Below are 14,116 nucleotides of genomic sequence, written 5' to 3' on the forward strand. Positions count from 1 at the left end.
GCCGCCGGTGCTTCAACGGGTGGGTAGGGCTTACGGGTTCAGTCCCTTGCCCCGCAGCCACGCCATCGGGTCGATGCCGCTCGCGGAGCCGCCGGAGTGGACCTCCAGGTGAAGGTGGGCCCCGGTGACGTTGCCGGTGGCGCCCACACGGCCGATGACCTCGCCCGTGCTGACCTTCTGGCCGACGCTGACGCCGATGGAGGACTGGTGCGCGTACCAGATCTCGGTGCCGTCATCGAGGGTGAGGACGGTCTTGTAGCCGTACGAGCCGTTCCAGCCGGCCTCGGTGATGGTGCCGCTGTGGACGGCCTTGATCGGCGTGCCCGTGGGGGCGGCGAAGTCCAGGCCCGTGTGGTAGCCGGAGGACCAGTAGGCGCCGGCCTGGCCGAAGCTGGAGGTGATGGTGTACGAGGAGGTCGGCAGCGTGAACTGCTTGGCCAGGGCGGCGAGACGCTCGGCCTCGGCCTTCTTCCTGGCCTCCTCCTCCGCCTTCTCCTTGGCTGCGGCGGCCTTGGCCTTGGCTTCCTTCTCCGCCTTGGCGACCGCGTCCTTGGCCGCCTTCTCGGCGGCGGCCGCGGCGTCCTCGGCGGCCTTGGTCTCGATCTGGTCCTGCTGGTGCTCGACCTGGGCCATGATCCGGGCGCGCAGTGCCTCGCCGGCACCGGCGCCGGAGGTGCTCTTGCCCTGCTCGGTGGCTGCCGCGGCGGTGCCGAGGCTGCTGAGCGGGGTGGCGGAGCCTTCGGGGGTGTCGTCGTCCGAGATCAGGGAACCCACCGAGGGCAGGTCCGGGACGGAGATGGACACCGGGGGCTTGCCGGTCTGGGCGCTGGCCATGCCGCCGGCACCCACGGCGGCTATGACACCGACGCCCAGGACGGTGGAGCTGCGGGCGAGGCCTCCGCCGCGCTGCTTGGTGACGCGATGCCGGCCACGGACGGGACGGATGGACTCCTCGGTGGGGTTCCACTCCTGGAACGGGCCCTCGTCGGTGCGCTGACCGCCGTAGCCGAAGGTGTCGGTGTCGCGCTTCGGCGCGAACGGGGCCTCGGGGGCAGGCCGGTTGGACGCCACGTGGGCGTACTCCTTTCCTTCCTTCTCGCCTACCGGGTTAGCTGACGGGTTCGGAGCAGGAAGGTCTCCTACGCGCGTATACCGGCCGTGCTTCCACGGTGGTATCCGCCCGATTCACCCCAAGTGGTGGTTCCCCGGTTCCCTTTCGGGATTCGGCGCGTGCGCACGGAGCCGCCTTCTGTGACGGCTGGGACGACCGCGCTGCGTTATCGAACGTTAATGGAGGCGCGAGGGGTATTCCAGCGATTCCGCTTGATCATTAACCTTTTTCGCGCGGACTTACCTGCCATGACCGGAGTAAATCGGGCGAGTTGACCGCTTCGCAAGTGACCGATGAGTTTTGACGATGCGTCAGTTACCGTGCGGAACGGGGTGGTTCACTCACCGAGCGTTATGACTACGGGGAAATAGGCCGAGGGCCGGAATCCTTTTGGATTCCGGCCCTCGGCCTTCAGTAGCGGGGACAGGATTTGAACCTGCGACCTCTGGGTTATGAGCCCAGCGAGCTACCGAGCTGCTCCACCCCGCGTCGTTGTGACTCCAGTGTACGCCATCCGCGGGACCACTCGTGCACACCCACGGATCAACCCGTGCTCAGCCCGGCAGGTGGCGGTTCGGGGCCTTGGCCCGCCCCTCGTGTTCCGGGAGAACCACGACCTCCACCCCCTGGGCCGCGAGGAGGCCGCTGCCGTCGGCGTCCGTCACGAAGGTGTCCGGCTCACGCCAGGCCGTGACGACCCGCCGTACCCCCGCGTCGAGGATCAGCCGGGCGCAGGGGGCGGGGCGTGAGGCGCGGCGGGCGCACGGCTCCAGGCTGCTGTACACGGTCGCGCCGGGCAGGCGCGGGTCGGCCGGGTCGATCTTGGCGAGGGCCGCCTCCTCGGCGTGCACGACCGGGTCACCGGCCTCTCGGGAGTGGCCGCGGGCCAGTTCCGTGCCGTCGGCGGCGACCACGACCGCGCCCACGCTGAACGCCGTGTCCGACGGCGGGCAGCGCTCGGCCAGTTCGCAGGCGAGGGCGAGCCAGTGGTGGTCGGCGGCGGCGGGGAGCCCGCCGGCACCCGGCGCGGTCGGCTCGTAGCGCATCAGGACCACGTCCTCGATCCGCCGCGTCTCCAGCAGCCGGAGCCGGCCGCCCTGGTAGCCGCCGGGGCCGAAGAGACGGGGCGCCCCGGGGTCACCCACGAAGAGCGGGGCGAGGACCAGCTGGAGTTCGTCGGCGAGGCCCTGGGTGAGGAGCTGGGTGTGGATCAGGCCGCCGCCCTCGACCATGAGTCGCCGTACGCCCCGGACGTCGTGCAGGTGCGTGAGCAGCCGCCGCCAGTCGAGGTCGGCGCCGAGCGGGACGACGTCGGTGGCGAGGCCCAGGGAGCATGCGCGTTCGGCGCCCCGGTCGGTGGTGTAGAGGAGTTTCTCGCCGCCGGTGTGCCAGAAGCGGGCGTCCGGGTCGAGGTCGCCGGAGCCGCTGACGGTGACCTTCAGGGGGTACTCCGGTTTCCCGGCGGCCCGGCGGGCGGCCCGGCGTTCTTCCGAGTTCACCAGGAGCCGCGGGTTGTCGGCGCGGATGGTGCCGGCGCCGATCAGGATGGCGTCGACGCCGGCCCGGACCTCGTCGACCCGGTCGAAGTCGGCCGGGCTCGACAGGAGCAGGCGGTCGGGTCCGGTGTCGTCCAGGTAGCCGTCGAGGGAGACGGCGGCGGACAGCAGGACGTACGGGTGAGGCATCGACGCTCCGCGGCTGGTCGGGACGGCGGGACTGGACAGGATCACCAAGGCGGGCTTGGTTCAAGTTTGAAACAAACCTACACTGGTGGCATGACGACTCGCTGGCTCACCCCCGAGGAGCAACGTGCCTGGCGCGCGTACGTCGCCGCCTCGCTGCTCCTGGAGGACGCGATCGACCGGCAGCTCCAGCAGGACGCCGGCATGCCGCACCTGTACTACTCCATCCTGTCCGTCCTGTCGGAGTCCCCGGAGCGGCGGCTGCGCATGACCGATCTCGCCGAGCGGCTGAAGATCACGCGCAGCAGGCTGACGTACGCGGTGACGCGGCTGGAGAAGGACGGCCTGCTGCGGCGCGAGGCCTGCCGGTACGACAAGCGGGGCAGCATCGCCGCGCTGACGGACGAGGGGTTCGCCGTGCTGGAACGGGCGGCGCCCGGGCATGTCGACACCGTGCGGAGCTTCCTGTTCGACCGGCTCAGCGAGGAGCAGGTGGGACAGCTGGAGGCGATCTCCGCGGCGATCGCGCAGGGGCTCCAGGAGGACGGTTCGCGGTCGGCTGCGGACGAGGTGCCGTGGCGGCGGAGGTCTTCACCGTCCTGTTCGTGACGCGCGTCACAGCGGGCCGAATTCTGATTGCTTCAAATTTAAAGCACGAGTAGGGTTCCGGACGTGGATCTGCTTCAAATCTGAAGCAGTACGGCTGTGCAGCCGAACAGGAAACGGAACCCGGAGGCCCCGCATGCCCGACACCCCCGCCGTCATCGCCACCCCGCGCTCCCGCGTCCGGGTCCCGTTGCGCTTCCACGACGGCTACGAGGCCGACGCCGAGCTCGTCACCTTCCACGGGCTGGCCGACGGCCGGGAGCACGTGGCCGTGGTCCTCGGCGAGCCCGGCCCGGTCCCGCTGGTGCGGCTGCACTCCGAGTGCCTGACCGGGGACGTGTTCGGCTCCGCCCGCTGCGACTGCGGCCCCCAGCTGCGCGAGGCGGTCGAGGCCATCGCCGAGCGCGGCGGCGTGCTGCTGTACCTCCGCCAGGAGGGCCGCGGGATCGGCCTCTACAACAAGCTGGACGCGTACGCCCTCCAGGACGAGGGGCTCGACACGTACGAGGCGAACGCGGCGCTGGGGCTGCCGGAGGACGCCCGCGACTACACGGCCGCGGCCCAGATGCTCCGGGCCCTGGGCATCGGCGAACTGGACCTGCTCTCCAACAACCCCGACAAGGCGGGTCAGTTGCGGTCCCTGGGTGTCGACGTCCGCGACCGGATCCCGACGGGCGTCTTCACCACCGCACACAACGTCCGCTACCTGCGCGCCAAGGTCCTCCAGACCCAGCACACGCTGCCGCTCGCCGCGCTGACGGAACTCAGCGCCGGCTGAGCCGCCTCCGGTCCGGCCGGGCACTGAACCGGGCTGCTTGCCCCTCGGTTCCTCGGGTACAGCCTTTGAAAGAGGGCGACCTCATCAGTACCCGGAGCTTTATGGAAGTGACCGTTTCGTGACCGATCTCGGCGGCCCCGGCGACCACCGGGCGAGGAGACCGGGCGATGGCCCGGAGGCCGTCGCATCGCAGATCACCGATGCCGTGGAGAGTCTCACGGCGCTCTGGTCGGCCGCCGCCCAGGAGGCGTCCCTGCGCCTGTCCCTGCACCAGTTGCGGGCGCTGCGCACCGTGCAGGCGGCGCCGGGTCTGAACGTGACGGCCCTGGCGGACGGACTGGACATCGGCCTCCCCACGGCCAGCCGCCTCTGCGACCGCCTCGCGGCGGCCGGCCTGCTGGAACGCGCCCCGCACCCCGACACCCGCCGCGAGGTGCAACTGTGGCTCACGCCACACGGCCGGCACGTCCTGCGCGACGTCGCCGACCGCCGCGCCCAGGCCCTGACGGCAGCGCTGGCGGCCATGCAGCCGGCCGAACGGGCGGCGCTGAGCAGGGGGTTGCGGGGCTTCCTGACGGCCCGGAACACGCTGCCGCCGGACGCCGACACGCCTGAGAACCCCTGAGCGACCGAACGGGCCCCGACCCGGGTGAGGTGCCGACCCGAGCGGAGCAGGCAGGGCACGCACCCCACGCGCAGGGGCCCTCAGGCTCCCGAGCCGTGGCGGCTCACACCACCGGCGGTCAGCACCGCCACACACGTGTCGTCCCGCGTCGGCCGGGCCGCGCTCCCCGCGTCGCGGAGCACCACCGCGGCCGCCACCGCCGGGTCGCAGCCGTGCAGTACGCCGTCGTCGGGCGGCGTCCAGCGGCTCGGCAGGCCGTCGCTGTGGAGGACCAGCAGGCTGTCCCCATGCCAGGGCACCCGCTGCACGGGTATGGACGCCGGCGCCTGCGCGCCCACGATGCCCGGGTGGGACAGCAGCGGCTTCCACGCGCCGTCGGTCCGCAGCCGGGCACCGATGTTGCCGATCCCGGCGAAGCTCAACTGCGCCTCCCGCAGATCGAGTTGGGCCACTGCCACGGCCGCGCCCCGGGTGGGGCGCAGGGCCCGGCCCAGACTCCGCAGGATCTCGGCGGGCGGCAGCTCGGCCAGGCCCCGCAGCTCCTGCACCGCTGCCGTGGAGGCCTCGGCCGCCTTCGCCCCGTGCCCGAGCCCGTCGGCGAGCAGCAGGGTCAGCCGGTCCCCGCCGCGCACCCGGCCCCAGGCGTCCCCGGACTGCTCGGCCCGGCCGAGGGGGACGTTGACACCCCCGGCGCGCGGGCCCGGCGGGGGCGGCCCCTGGTTGCGGACGGCGGGCTCGTGGCCGATCCGGGCCATCACGACGGTGCCCCGGCCCGGCGCGCTGTGCAGATCGAAGTCGTTCGCTATGCGCCGGCACGTGCCGAGTCCGGCGCCGAGCGAGGCGGCGACGGTCGTGGTGTAGCCGTCGCGCATCGCCGCGGCGACGTCCGGGATGCCGGGGCCGTGGTCGAGCGAGACGAGCTGCACGGCCGCCCGGCGGCCGTCGTCATACGCACGCTCGACGATGTTGATCAGCACCCGCCCGCCGTCCGCGTGCCGCAGCAGGTTGGTCGCCAGCTCCGTCGCCACGAGCGCGGCGGTCGCCGTGCGGCCGGGCGGCAGACCGGCGCAGGCGCTGGCCTCCTCGGTCGCCACCCGTACGTCCCGCACCCGGGTCGAGTCGTCCACCGGCACGTCCCAGACCCTGCTCATCACGGCACCGTCCGGGAGGGCGGTACGACGGTGGCCCAGGCGGTGACGGTGACGGTCGTCCCCTCACCGGGCCGGCTGTCCACCTCGAACTCCTGCACCAGCCGCTTGGCCCCGCTCAGACCGAGACCGAGCCCGCCGCCGCTGGTGTAGCCGTCGGTCAGCGCCTGGTCCAGGTCCCGGATGCCGGGCCCGGTGTCGACGAAGGCCAGCCGCAGCCCGCGCGACTGCCCGGCGTCCAGCGGGGTGATCTGCACATGGCCGCCCCCGCCGTGCACGAGGGTATTGCGGGCCAGCTCGCTCGCCGCGGTCACGAGCTTGGTCTGCTGCACCAGCCCGAAGCCGAGTTCGGCGGCTGCCTGCCGGACCTGCTGGCGCACCCACGCCAGATCGGCGTCCGAGCCGATGGGCAGGCTGGCCGGGCCGGCATGGCGGGAAGTCTGCATCATGGACTCCCCTCGCCCCGGCGCGTGGTCACGCCGAGCTGCTCCATGGCACGTTCGACGTCCAGGGCCGTCCGCAGGCCGGGCAGGGTGAGCCCCAGCTCGACCAGCGTGATCGCCACGGCCGGGCGCATCCCGGCCAGTACCGTACGGGCCGCCAGCAGCTTGGCTCCGGCGGCGATCTCGGCGAGGACCCGGCCCAGGAACGAGTCGACGATCTCCACGCCGGAGATGTCGATCACGACGCCGCTCACCCTGGTGTGCGAGATCCGGGCCGTGATGTCCTGCTGGAGCTGTTCGGCCATCCCGTCGTGCAGCTCCCCCTGGAGGGTCACCAGCAGGACGTCGCCCAGTTGGAGGACCGGCACGGTGAAGCCGTGTCCGACCGCGGGCCCGTGTCCCGCGAGACCGGTCACCGCGTGCCCGCGTCCGCCGCCGCGCCGGCCGCCGCCCTCAGCGGTGCGATCTCGACCCCCTGCTGGCTGAGCGCGTAGGCGAGCGCGTCCTCCAGGCTGGAGCGGGTGAGCACCGTGCCGAGGTCGATGCCCAGGTGGACGATGGTCTGCGCGATCGCGGGCCGGATGCCGGAGACGATGCACTCGGCGCCCATCAGCCGCGCCGCCGCCACGGTCTTCATCAGGTGCTGGGCGACCAGCGAGTCGACCGTCGGCACGCCGGTGATGTCGAGGATGGCGTACCGGGCGCGCTCGGCGACGATCGCGTCCAGCAGGCTCTCCATGACCACCTGGCTGCGCGCGCTGTCCAGCGTGCCGATCAGCGGCACGGCGACGGTGCTCTCCCACAGCTTGATCACCGGGGTGGCCACCTCGTGCAGCTGCTCGCGCTGCCGGGCGATCAGCTCCTCGCCCGCGCTGACCGTCGTCTCCATCACGACCAGGCGCAGCGTGCCCATCAGCACCGTCAGCGCCACTACGGCCTCCTGGGCCTCGGGGGCGTAAGGCTCCGGGAACTCGGCGCGCAGCAGCTCGGTCACCGGCTCGCGCAGCGCGGCCACTTCGCTGGCGACTCCGTCCGGGTCGGTGCCCGTCCGCGCGCGGGAGGCCGCCATGCGCCCCAACTGGTCGCGCACGGACTCGAATCCGGACGCCCGGATGTCGTCCAGCCGCCCCGAAGCCGCCACGGCCGCCAGCGCCGCTGTCACGGCCCTGCCCGCCTCCACGGCCTCGTCGCGTGAGACGGTGAAGACGGTGCGGAACAGCGCCGCGTCCGCCCAGCGCTGGGCGATCTGCTCCCGGCGCCGTTCCAGAAAGGCGCTCACCCGGTGAGAGGCCGGCTCTTGTTCCGCGTTCTCTTCCGACACCGACATATGCATCGCTCCCTTGCACGGGCCGGACCGAGGTCGCGCGACGGCGCCTCAGCCGTTACTTGCCGTATGACAAACATTAGTGCCGGCGTTCGGCACCACCAAACAACTGCCCACCGGCGCCCCCCGCCTGCGTCTTCCCCGGCCCCTTACCGGCCACGCCAGTCCAGACACACCACGAGCGCGTCGTCGTCCGGGGTGGATCCGCCGCGGTGCCCTGTCAGTTCGCGCAGGATCGCCCGGGGCACCTCGGCGGCCGGCAGCAGCCGGGTCGACTGGATCGCCCGGGCCAGGGCGGCGTCCCCGTAGGCCTCCCCGCCGGGGGAGGCGACGTCGTAGACCCCGTCGCTGACGAAGACCAGCCGGTCGCCCGGCTCGACCAGGAACTCCTGGATCACGTAGTCGGTCTCCTCGAACATGCCGAGCGGCAGCTGCGCGTCGAAGGGCACCCGCTCCACCGCGCCCCGGCGCAGCCGCAGCATCTGCGGTGACCCGGCGTCCACCGCCCGGGCCCGCCCGGTGGCCAGGTCGAAGTCGAGCATGAGCACGGAGAGGTAGCAGCGGCCCCGGTAGTGGGCGTACACCGCCTGGTCGGCCAGGGCCGCCTGGTCGTCGATGGACAGCCCGGCCCGGCGCGCGTTGCGCAGGGCGTTGATCGCCAGGTTCGTCAGCAGGGAGGCCTCGATGCCCTCGCCCATGCCGTTGGTGACGTAGAGGCTGAGCCGGTCGGCCGAGGCGGACCAGTCGAAGTTGTCGCCGAAGATCGCGTACGCCGGTTCCAGCTGTGCGCCCAGCTCGTACTCGGGGCGGGTGCAGGAGCGGCCAGGCAGCATCTGCCACTGCATCTCGGCGGCCAGCGTGAGCCGGTCCCGGCGGCGCGCCTGGAGGTACAGGTCGGTATCGCGCTCGGCCACGACGACCTCGTGCCCCAGCACCTCGGCGATCTCGGCCAGCTCGCCCAGGCAGCCCTCGGCGTGCTCCGCGCTCGGCAGGGTGACGGTCAGCACGCCGAGCCGGTCGCCCCGCACGGTGACGGGCAGATGCGCTCGTACGTGATCACCCGAGGGGATCTCCACATACGGCTCCTGGGCGCCGAAGGCCCGGCCCGCCGGGCTGTTGTGCACGGACACCGGTTGGAGGGTCTGCGGCAGCACGGACACCGGCTGAAGCACCGTCAGTCCGTAGTCGGCCAGGAAAAGCTCGACGGAGTCCGCCGCGTACTGATCGGTCAGTACACGACGGACCGCGTCCAGCAGGTGATGGGGCGCCGCCGTGCGCAGGGCGCGCTCGGCGGCCACGAATCTGTTCGTGATCGTGGTCACGGTGGTCTTTCACCATCCTCGGTGGGACGCCGACGCGTCCTCGGAAACGGTCCTTGTCTACGGGCGGGAAGCGGGTCCCGGGCGGTTCACGACACGCCTAGTACGCTGACGGCCATCCCGGTGCCTGCGAGAGTGTGACTGTGACTTCCCTCCGACCCCGCCCTGAGCCCGCTGAGGTCGCCCGTGTGACCTCCACGGCTGCGGAGTTGCTGGAGGTCCTCTGGGGCCGGGCCTCGACCGCGCCGGCCTCCGCGTCCCAGCTGCGGGTGCTGCTGATGCTCGAACACCATGAGGGCATCAACCTGCGGACGCTCGCCGACTCCCTCGCCTCCACACCGCCCTCGACCAGCCGGCTGTGCGACCGGCTGCAGGCGGCCGGGTTCGTCGAGCGGGAGGTGAGTCCGGCCGACCGGCGCGAGGTCCGCCTGCACCTCAGCGGCCCGGGCCGCGCCTTCCTGGCCGACCTGCGCACGCGCCGGGAGGACGCGCTGCGCGCGGTGCTCGACCAGATGCCCGCGGCGAAGCGGGTCGCGCTGCTGCAGGGGCTGGAGGCGTTCTGCGACGCAGCGGCGGCCCAGATACACGACGACTCCGAAGACTCCCGCTCGTCCGGCACCCGGACTGCCTGAATTACGCGCCGCCCCGCACGGAGTCTTTCCTTCTGGTCTCTTCCCCGAGCACGTTCGGCACGCCTAGGCTGTTGCCCTCCACCTATAGTTGTCAAACGACAACTGTCCGCTCCGCGAACCCCTCGGCCTTCTCTCCCGCACTCCACCGCCCGCCCTCCCCGCTCGTACCGTCGCAGTACCGGTCCGAGTACCCCGACACCGCCTCGACCTGCGCCGACTGTGGTCTACATCTCGCCGGGGCATATGCGGGGCATGACCGGGGCGAGCGCGGGTAACGGCGCTGGAGGTGGCCTGTCGGGGGATCGGAGCGGGCCGGAACGAGAGGGAGGGCCCGTGACGGCGACCATGCGCATCGGCACGACGACGGATTCCGCCATCTGCACCGGTGAGGAACTGCCGCAGATCGCCGAACCCCAGAAGCTCGCCCCGCAGGACGCACGCGGGCTGACCGGACAGTTCCTCGACCGGCTCGCCGTCCTTGAAGAGGGCACGCCCGAATACCAGTACGCCCGCAACACGCTCATCGAGATGAACATGTCGCTGGTGCGCTTCGCGGCCCGCCGCTTCCGCACCAGCGGGCAGTCGATGGAGGACATCGTCCAGGTCGGCGTCATCGGGCTGATCAAGGCCATCGACCGCTTCGAGGTCTCCCGCGAGGTGCAGTTCACCAGCTTCGCGGTGCCGTACATCATCGGCGAGATCAAGCGGTTCTTCCGCGACACGTCCTGGGCCGTGCACGTGCCGCGCCGCCTGCAGGAGGCCCGCACGGAACTCGCCAAGGCCACCGAGGAACTGGCCTCCCGCCTCGGCCGCGCCCCGAAGGTGGCCGAACTGGCCGCCCTGATGAACCTGTCGGAGGAGGAGGTCGTCGAGGCCCAGATCGCCGCCAACGGCTACCTGTCCTCCTCCCTCGACGCCACGGTCACCGGCGACCCGGACGAGAGCGACACGACACTCTCGGAGTTCATCGGCGAGGAGGACCCGGCCCTCGAACTCGTCGAGGACTTCCACGCCCTGGCCCCCCTCGTCGCCGAACTCGACGAACGCCAGCGCCTCATCCTCCACCTGCGCTTCGTGGAGGAGCTGACCCAGGCGGAGATCGGCGCCCGGCTCGGCATCTCCCAGATGCACGTCTCCCGCCTGATCTCGCGCACGGTGGCACGTCTGCGGTCGGGAATGCTGACCACGAGCTGACACGCCCCCAGAAACGGCGAGAGCCCCGGTCCGGAACGATCCGGACCGGGGCTCTTCTGTAGGCCCTGTGGGACTCGAACCCACAACCAATGGATTAAAAGTCCTGGTCGGGATATGGGGGCGAGTCCGACTGCCCCTTCGGAGTCCGGAACCATCAAGGTCAGAGCACACTCACGTGACACTCGGTCCGCGCCGCATCGGCTCGTGCCACTCCATCCGCTCACGCACGAAGCTTCGTGGGCAAGGCGTGCATATCCCCTTGGGAGTCCGTCAGATATAGCCAGTCATTGGTACAGGCTGGGGCCCCTTGGCGGTCAGCGCTCAGAAGCACCTCGTAAGAGCGGAGCTTTCGGCCGACGGGGAGTTTCCAAGCTGTCAACGTCGCCGCACGATCAGCAGTGAAGAGAGTGTCGCCTACCGCAAACGGCCGGGTGAGAACACGCCCTTTGGTCTTCCGTTCCCATAGCTGGGCACCACTCTTTGCATCGAGGGCGACAAGCCGGTTGTCCACGTCACCGAACACCACCAATCCGCTCACCGCAGCCGGAGCGACAGCGAGGTTGGCTGCTGCATCGAACCGCCACAGCGGTTCACCGTTGGTCGGGTCGACGGCCACAATCCTCTGGCGAGAGAGATCGACCTGTTGGACCAAGTAGATGCCGGAGTCGGTGACAGTCCATTCTCCGGAAAGCGGCCTTTCGGGCCGGTAAGACCAGTTTGGTTGGCCTGTGACTTCCAGGACTGCCTGGACGCGCTTCTCCGCAGGGTCCGTAGTGTCACCCAGAGGCCGGGACTCCTCAGTCATGACGATCACACTGCCTGCGGCCACTTCAGGAGGACAGCCGACGGCTGGTTGCCCCAACTTTTGTGACCAGCGAACGCCATCGGACCGGACATCGATCGAGTGCAGGGAGCCGTCCGGGCTCGTTGCGTACAGAGTGTCTACGGAGACGCTTAGAAGGCCGTCACAGACTTGCAGCCGGGCAGACCGACGAGGTTTCCCCGTTCGCAGATCGACGCTCCGCAGCAAGCTGCCCGGGCCCGGGAAGTAGGCAGTGCCACTGTGGAAGACGGCGCTGCCGGGGTAGTTCGTCTGAATCAGCGGGTACCGGCGGCGGGACTCGGCGTCGAACACGTGCAGGCTGTACTTTTCGTGCACTACCAAGATGCCGTCGGATAGGACCGGCTGACGAGCGGAGCCGGAAGCGGCCGAGACCCGCCAGGGCACTTCAGCTCGACGGGTCGGGGACGGGCCGGCAGTCCGACGGCTCTGCGTCTTCTTGGTGGTACGCGAAGACCGCTGCCGACGCTTCTTCTTCACCCTGGCCAGCGCTATGTCGTACTGCATCTCGCCACCCATCCGCGGCGTCTGTTCGACCCCCTCCAGGTGGAGCCGCTCAGAGGTGTACTTGAACAATTCCTGAAGGGTGACAAGACCATCGCCATTGAGATCGGCGTCACCGCTGCGCAAGCCTTCGACGATCGCTGAGGTGAAGCGCGAGAGTGCAGGCGCCTCCGCGTCGGAGTGATCCCCTTCCCAGGCTCGCTGCAGCCGGGTGCCAGCAGTGACGATGACACGGCCGTGGCCAGCCAGTACCTCCTCGAAGCCTGCCGATTCGCTCCCCTTGGCGCCAGGAATGAACAATCCGCTGTAACAGCAATCCACCACAACAACAACGCTGCGGGCACGGCACTCATCCATCATGTCGTGGACGAAACTCGCGGAGATCGCCGAGTGCGCGGGGCGCTCCGGATCGGTGTTCCGAACGGCGAAGTAAAGCTTGTCGCTGCGATTCCTGACCCCGTGGCACGAGAAGTACAGCAGACAGACGTCATCCCGTCGCGCGGTGAGAAAGAACTCCTCGATCGATCGCTCCAGCATGGGCCGGTCGACGTCGACCAGTTGTTGGACCTCGAACTGGCCAATCTCTGGATCGCGCAGGACCTCGGTCAATCCAGCGCAGTCCGCCTCCGGAGACAGCAGCTTGGAGAGTTCCGGGTGGTCGTAAGTTCCCGTGCCGATGAGCAGGGCCCTGCGGTAGCCTTCGCCCAATGCCTGGGCGGTCACGAGGTCGAGGGCTGCGGTTGCACAGTGCCCGTCTCATCTTCGTCGGGCGCCCCGCCACGGGCCAGGAAAGCGTCGATCAGCCGTTCCCGCTCAACATCCGAAGAGTCACTCAATTCGATCGTGCGGCCGTCCAGTTCCACCTTGATGCCACGAACTGGACGGTTCTGCAGCCAAATCTCGGCAAGCTTGAGGACCTGACGCAGGACGAAAGGGGCGGCGGTGACAACAACCGCTCCGGCAGCGATCAGTTCACCACTCTTCGCCCCTGCCCCGACATCACTGGGGCAACGCGCCAACTGTACGTCTGTCACGTCCAGTTCGAGGAGAGAGCGACGCAGTTGGCTGCTCAAGCTGAGGAGTTCGTCGTCATCGGTGTCTGAAAGCCCTATCAACTCCAGCCGTACGGTCTTACTCATTTCCCACGCCCCGTGATCTCTGCTTTGTGTCCAGAGCACCTTACTGGCAGTGACCGTGCAGCGGTGGGTTCTCCAGCGAATCGCCCCTCTACGCATGGCTTCGCGCTGGCCGCCTACCGTCTTGGCCGTTGATGAGTCGAGGACGTCGACGGCACGGTCGGCGCCGTCACGCTCCGCACCGCCACGGCCAACATCACCAACGGGATCACCATCCGCATCACCGCAGCCTGGATCAGCGAGAACTGACAGGAGCACCGGCATGCCTCTCGGCACCCCGCAGGGCCCGGAACGGAGCCAGGGGAAGGTCACCGCGAACAGTACGACCCTGCCGGCGGCGACAGAGTCACCTTCGACGTGACGGTGTCCACCGCCACCCCGGGCACGGACGACATGGCCCGCATCGTCCAGAAGTTCGTCGACCTCGTCGATGTCTCCCCGGACTTCCAGGTGACCATCGCGACCCGCACCTACTCCCACGTGGAACGTGCCCACCGCGTAGCTGCTGCCCGCCTCTTCGCCTCGCGTCGCCCGGCTGGGGCCTTTCTCATGCCTGGAGGCCGCATGGCCTGGGGCCGCGGCGCCACCCGGATGGCGCGACGGCCGGAGTCGAACGCGCAGGCGGCCATCCGGCCGACGCAGTCCATCGTGCACTCGCTGGCCGCGCCATGGGCGGCAAAGCGCACCTTCGAGCACTGACGCGACTCCACCAACCGGCACGCCAGCGGGACGAGCGCCGTGTCCATCGGGACCGACAAGCAGGTCGAGCAGGC

15 protein-coding genes, 1 tRNA gene and 1 riboswitch are annotated in these 14,116 nt (G+C 70.1%); of the genes, 6 read left to right on the forward strand and 10 right to left on the reverse strand.

The features are described 5' to 3' along the window. Window positions 1-30 precede the first annotated feature (30 nt). The 3 genes from A4E84_RS18970 to A4E84_RS18980 all read right to left on the reverse strand — a co-directional run bounded on the left by A4E84_RS18970 (window position 31) and on the right by A4E84_RS18980 (window position 2,796). Window positions 31-1,071, reverse strand: coding sequence for a M23 family metallopeptidase (locus A4E84_RS18970; RefSeq protein WP_062927731.1), 1,041 nt, complete (start codon window positions 1,069-1,071; stop codon window positions 31-33). Between the two features lie 11 nt (window positions 1,072-1,082). Next, a riboswitch (cyclic di-AMP (ydaO/yuaA leader) is annotated at window positions 1,083-1,239 on the reverse strand. Between the two features lie 287 nt (window positions 1,240-1,526). Further along, a tRNA-Met gene (locus A4E84_RS18975) sits at window positions 1,527-1,600 on the reverse strand. Between the two features lie 65 nt (window positions 1,601-1,665). Further along, complete coding sequence (locus tag A4E84_RS18980; RefSeq protein WP_062927732.1) at window positions 1,666-2,796, reverse strand: dihydrofolate reductase family protein; 1,131 nt, start codon at window positions 2,794-2,796, stop codon at window positions 1,666-1,668. A gap of 90 nt (window positions 2,797-2,886) precedes the next feature. Here A4E84_RS18980 and A4E84_RS18985 point away from each other — a divergent pair, with 90 nt between their 5' ends. The 3 genes from A4E84_RS18985 (at window position 2,887) to A4E84_RS18995 (ending at window position 4,802) form a co-directional block, all read left to right on the forward strand. After that, window positions 2,887-3,402, forward strand: a complete 516-nt coding sequence (locus tag A4E84_RS18985; RefSeq protein ID WP_062927733.1) for a MarR family winged helix-turn-helix transcriptional regulator — start codon at window positions 2,887-2,889, stop codon at window positions 3,400-3,402. A 133-nt stretch (window positions 3,403-3,535) separates the two neighbouring features. Further along, complete coding sequence (locus A4E84_RS18990) at window positions 3,536-4,177, forward strand: GTP cyclohydrolase II (protein ID WP_062927734.1); 642 nt, start codon at window positions 3,536-3,538, stop codon at window positions 4,175-4,177. Between the two features lie 118 nt (window positions 4,178-4,295). After that, window positions 4,296-4,802: a MarR family winged helix-turn-helix transcriptional regulator gene (locus A4E84_RS18995; RefSeq protein ID WP_062927735.1), complete on the forward strand. Its 507-nt coding sequence runs from the start codon at window positions 4,296-4,298 to the stop codon at window positions 4,800-4,802. A gap of 80 nt (window positions 4,803-4,882) precedes the next feature. Here A4E84_RS18995 and A4E84_RS19000 read toward each other — a convergent pair whose 3' ends face one another. The 5 genes from A4E84_RS19000 to A4E84_RS19020 all read right to left on the reverse strand — a co-directional run bounded on the left by A4E84_RS19000 (window position 4,883) and on the right by A4E84_RS19020 (window position 9,039). Beyond that, the gene (locus A4E84_RS19000) at window positions 4,883-5,953 is read right to left on the reverse strand and encodes an ATP-binding SpoIIE family protein phosphatase (RefSeq protein ID WP_062927736.1); all 1,071 of its coding nucleotides are present in this window, start codon (window positions 5,951-5,953) and stop codon (window positions 4,883-4,885) included. Then, window positions 5,953-6,396, reverse strand: a complete 444-nt coding sequence (locus tag A4E84_RS19005; protein WP_062927737.1) for an anti-sigma regulatory factor — start codon at window positions 6,394-6,396, stop codon at window positions 5,953-5,955. Before A4E84_RS19005 ends, A4E84_RS19000 begins: the two co-directional genes overlap by 1 nt. Continuing rightward, a complete protein-coding gene (locus A4E84_RS19010) occupies window positions 6,396-6,809 on the reverse strand; it encodes an STAS domain-containing protein (protein ID WP_062927738.1) in 414 nt (137 codons plus the stop codon). The genes A4E84_RS19005 and A4E84_RS19010 overlap by 1 nt, the downstream gene beginning before the upstream one ends. Beyond that, complete coding sequence (locus tag A4E84_RS19015; RefSeq protein ID WP_062927739.1) at window positions 6,806-7,720, reverse strand: STAS domain-containing protein; 915 nt, start codon at window positions 7,718-7,720, stop codon at window positions 6,806-6,808. Before A4E84_RS19015 ends, A4E84_RS19010 begins: the two co-directional genes overlap by 4 nt. Window positions 7,721-7,866: 146 nt before the next feature. Continuing rightward, window positions 7,867-9,039, reverse strand: a complete 1,173-nt coding sequence (locus tag A4E84_RS19020; RefSeq protein ID WP_237304955.1) for a PP2C family protein-serine/threonine phosphatase — start codon at window positions 9,037-9,039, stop codon at window positions 7,867-7,869. A gap of 134 nt (window positions 9,040-9,173) precedes the next feature. Between A4E84_RS19020 and A4E84_RS19025 the strand changes: the two genes are divergently transcribed. Together A4E84_RS19025 and A4E84_RS19030 are read left to right on the forward strand one after the other, a co-directional pair. After that, window positions 9,174-9,668, forward strand: coding sequence for a MarR family winged helix-turn-helix transcriptional regulator (locus tag A4E84_RS19025; RefSeq protein ID WP_079129018.1), 495 nt, complete (start codon window positions 9,174-9,176; stop codon window positions 9,666-9,668). A gap of 333 nt (window positions 9,669-10,001) precedes the next feature. Beyond that, complete coding sequence (locus A4E84_RS19030; RefSeq protein ID WP_062927741.1) at window positions 10,002-10,862, forward strand: RNA polymerase sigma factor SigF; 861 nt, start codon at window positions 10,002-10,004, stop codon at window positions 10,860-10,862. 220 nt (window positions 10,863-11,082) lie between these two features. Here the strand turns inward: A4E84_RS19030 and A4E84_RS19035 are convergent, their stop codons facing one another. Together A4E84_RS19035 and A4E84_RS44600 are read right to left on the reverse strand one after the other, a co-directional pair. After that, window positions 11,083-12,930 carry a caspase, EACC1-associated type gene (locus A4E84_RS19035; RefSeq protein ID WP_062927742.1) on the reverse strand — a complete coding sequence of 616 codons (1,848 nt, stop codon included), beginning with the start codon at window positions 12,928-12,930 and terminating at the stop codon, window positions 11,083-11,085. Continuing rightward, the gene (locus A4E84_RS44600) at window positions 12,927-13,607 is read right to left on the reverse strand and encodes a hypothetical protein (protein WP_237304956.1); all 681 of its coding nucleotides are present in this window, start codon (window positions 13,605-13,607) and stop codon (window positions 12,927-12,929) included. The genes A4E84_RS19035 and A4E84_RS44600 overlap by 4 nt, the downstream gene beginning before the upstream one ends. 93 nt (window positions 13,608-13,700) lie before the next feature. Between A4E84_RS44600 and A4E84_RS19045 the strand changes: the two genes are divergently transcribed. After that, window positions 13,701-14,042, forward strand: coding sequence for a hypothetical protein (locus A4E84_RS19045; protein ID WP_062927744.1), 342 nt, complete (start codon window positions 13,701-13,703; stop codon window positions 14,040-14,042). The last annotated feature ends 74 nt before the right edge of the window (window positions 14,043-14,116 follow it).

The sequence above is a fragment of the Streptomyces qaidamensis genome, from assembly GCF_001611795.1.
GTDB lineage: Bacteria > Actinomycetota > Actinomycetes > Streptomycetales > Streptomycetaceae > Streptomyces > Streptomyces qaidamensis.

Excerpts from the sequence above, each read along its gene's own strand:
- A4E84_RS19000 (WP_062927736.1), bottom strand. The coding sequence starts at position 5,953 with ATGAGCAGGGTCTGGGACGTGCCGGTGGACGACTCGACCCGGGTGCGG.
- A4E84_RS19015 (WP_062927739.1), bottom strand. The coding sequence starts at position 7,720 with ATGTCGGTGTCGGAAGAGAACGCGGAACAAGAGCCGGCCTCTCACCGG.
- A4E84_RS18980 (WP_062927732.1), bottom strand. The coding sequence starts at position 2,796 with ATGCCTCACCCGTACGTCCTGCTGTCCGCCGCCGTCTCCCTCGACGGC.
- A4E84_RS18985 (WP_062927733.1), top strand. The coding sequence starts at position 2,887 with ATGACGACTCGCTGGCTCACCCCCGAGGAGCAACGTGCCTGGCGCGCG.
- A4E84_RS18990 (WP_062927734.1), top strand. The coding sequence starts at position 3,536 with ATGCCCGACACCCCCGCCGTCATCGCCACCCCGCGCTCCCGCGTCCGG.
- A4E84_RS19005 (WP_062927737.1), bottom strand. The coding sequence starts at position 6,396 with ATGCAGACTTCCCGCCATGCCGGCCCGGCCAGCCTGCCCATCGGCTCG.
- A4E84_RS44600 (WP_237304956.1), bottom strand. The coding sequence starts at position 13,607 with ATGCCGGTGCTCCTGTCAGTTCTCGCTGATCCAGGCTGCGGTGATGCG.